Annotated in this window: 2 protein-coding genes; both read left to right on the top strand. The window is 65.2% G+C overall.

Annotated elements, in window-relative coordinates; genetic code table 11:
- The first annotated feature begins 212 nt into the window (after nt 1-212).
- A complete protein-coding gene (locus Q4F91_RS13425) occupies nt 213-1,283 on the top strand; it encodes an ABC transporter substrate binding protein (protein ID WP_303338237.1) in 1,071 nt (356 codons plus the stop codon).
- A gap of 8 nt (nt 1,284-1,291) precedes the next feature.
- On the top strand, nt 1,292-2,101 hold the full coding sequence (locus Q4F91_RS13420; RefSeq protein ID WP_303338236.1) for a hypothetical protein: 810 nt from the start codon (nt 1,292-1,294) through the stop codon (nt 2,099-2,101).
- The last annotated feature ends 47 nt before the right edge of the window (nt 2,102-2,148 follow it).

Here is a 2,148-nt window from a genome sequence, read left to right as displayed (position 1 = left end):
AGGCATTTGCGAATAAATCCCTGTCCGCGCGCCAGATGCGGGCAGGGATTTTTAAATTTTCGTCCGAAACATAATTGCGAAGGAGGGTGGGTCGGAACCTGTGACCGGGAATTAGAATGCGGAAATTCCTTCGTCTCGAACATCGTTTCCCTCCGATGACATCCCTCGTTCACCGTCTTTTCAGCATTCTTTCAGCGGCCCTCCTTCTTGTCATGCTCGGCCTGCAGCCCGCCGCCGCCGAGGCTCCCGGGCAGCACGTCTGGCGCATCGCCTACGTGGAGGGCGGCGAGTTCTCCGACTACCAGAGGACGCTGAGGGGCGTGGCCGTCGGCCTCAAGCAGCTCGGCTTCATCGACAAGGGTGACGTGGCCGTCCCGGTCGACACGGAGTCGACCGAGCCGATGTGGCGCTGGCTCTCGGAAAACGCCGGCGGACAGGCCGTCTTCCTCGCCGACGCCTGGTACTCGGCGGGCTGGGATACTGAAAAGCGCGTGGAGAACCGCGAGGCGCTCCTCAGGCGCATCCGCGAGAAGGGCGACATTGACCTCATTCTCGCCTTCGGCACCTGGGCCGGGCAGGACTTCGCCCATGCTGACATTGACGTTCCCGTGATTGTCGCCTCGGTGACCAACGCCGTCGAGAGCGGCATCATCGAGAGTCCCGAGCGCTCGGGGCGCGACAACGTCGCCGCGATGATCGAGCCGGACCGCTTCAGCGAGCAGGTCCGCCTCTTCCATTCGATCTTCCCCTTCAAGAAGCTCGGCATCGCTTACGAGGACACGCCCTCCGGCAGGAGCAGCGTCGCGCTCGGCGAGATCGAGGCGGCGTCCCGGCGTCTCGGCATCGAGCTCGTGCGCTGCACGGATGCGTTCGACATCGCTGACGCCCGTCTTTCCGCGCAGCGCCTCAAGGCCTGCCACGAAAAATTCGTCGCCGCGGGCGTCAATGCTGTCTATCTCACCGCCACTCTCGGCATGCAGGCGGATCCCGAGGGCGTGCTTGAACCCCTCATCGCTGCGAAGATCCCGACCTTCTCCCAGGCGGGAGCGCTCGATGTGAGAAAGGGCGCGCTCCTCTCGATCTCCGAGTCGAGCACCGAGGAGGAGGGCGTGTTCACCGCCCGTCAGGTGGGCAGCGTGATCCTCGGTGCCGCCCCGGGGACGCTCGTGCAGAAGTACGAGAGCTCGGTGACACTCGCCATGAATCTCACCACCGTGAAGCGCATCGGCTGGAACCCGCCGCTTGAGATTCTCGTCGCCGTTGACGAGTTCTTCCGCAACTGAAACCGACGATGAATCAGAACGCCCGAACCGCCGCCGCCCGGCTGCGTGCGAAACTTCCTGCGCTCCTAGGCTGGCTCATGATCCTCGTCGTGAGCCTCGCGGTCTACGACGCGCTTCTCTTCAGCTCCTTCGAGCGCGAGATCTGGGCCCAGCGCGAGGCCTCGGCGCGCGTCGCCGCGGACAGTCTCAATCTCAATGTCTCGTCGAGCGTGCGGCTTGGCAAGAACCTCGACACCTACCGCGGGCTTGACAGAGCGGTCGCGCGCGCGGCCGACAACGCAGGCATCCCGCTTGCCGTGCTCTCGCCCGCCGGCCGGGTGATTGAATCCACGGAGGACTTCCCGCCGCTTGCCTTCAGCGAGGGGGAGGTCATCACGAGCAGGGACGACCTCGTGATGCGCGAGAACGGTGCCGGCCGCACGATCTTCGTGCCGGTCGCCGGAACGGGCAAGGCTAACGCGGGCTGGATCGGCGCCTGGATCGACGGCACCGCGGTGCATGAGGCGCTCACCCTCGAATTCCTTCGCCAGGGCGCGATTCAGCTTGCCTCCGCCGTCGCGGGTTTTCTGCTCCTTGTCGCCGCCTTCGCCTTCTCGCGCCGCATGAGCGAGGGCACGAAGAGCGCGCTCGATTTCAGCCACAGGGCCCGCGTCGTCTGCATCGGCATCTTCCTTGCCGTGATGCTCGGCAACGGCGCGTCGGCGCTCCACACGGTGAGCGCGCGCTACACGGAGACCCTGCGCGCGGACGCGGCGAGGACCGGCGCGCAGCTCACCGACACGATCGAGCGCCTCATCGCCGTCGGCATCAATCTGTAACTCTATGGCCGTTAGGGAAGCGAGGAGACTCCCCTAACGGCTTGTAA

The organism is Sutterella sp., from assembly GCF_030539355.1.
Lineage (GTDB): Bacteria > Pseudomonadota > Gammaproteobacteria > Burkholderiales > Burkholderiaceae_F > Sutterella.
The sequence above is the reverse complement of the archived record's forward strand: the minus strand, read 5'-3'. Positions and strand labels throughout refer to the sequence as shown.

Excerpts from the sequence above, each read along its gene's own strand:
- Q4F91_RS13425 (WP_303338237.1), top strand. The coding sequence starts at position 213 with ATGCTCGGCCTGCAGCCCGCCGCCGCCGAGGCTCCCGGGCAGCACGTC.
- Q4F91_RS13420 (WP_303338236.1), top strand. The coding sequence starts at position 1,292 with ATGAATCAGAACGCCCGAACCGCCGCCGCCCGGCTGCGTGCGAAACTT.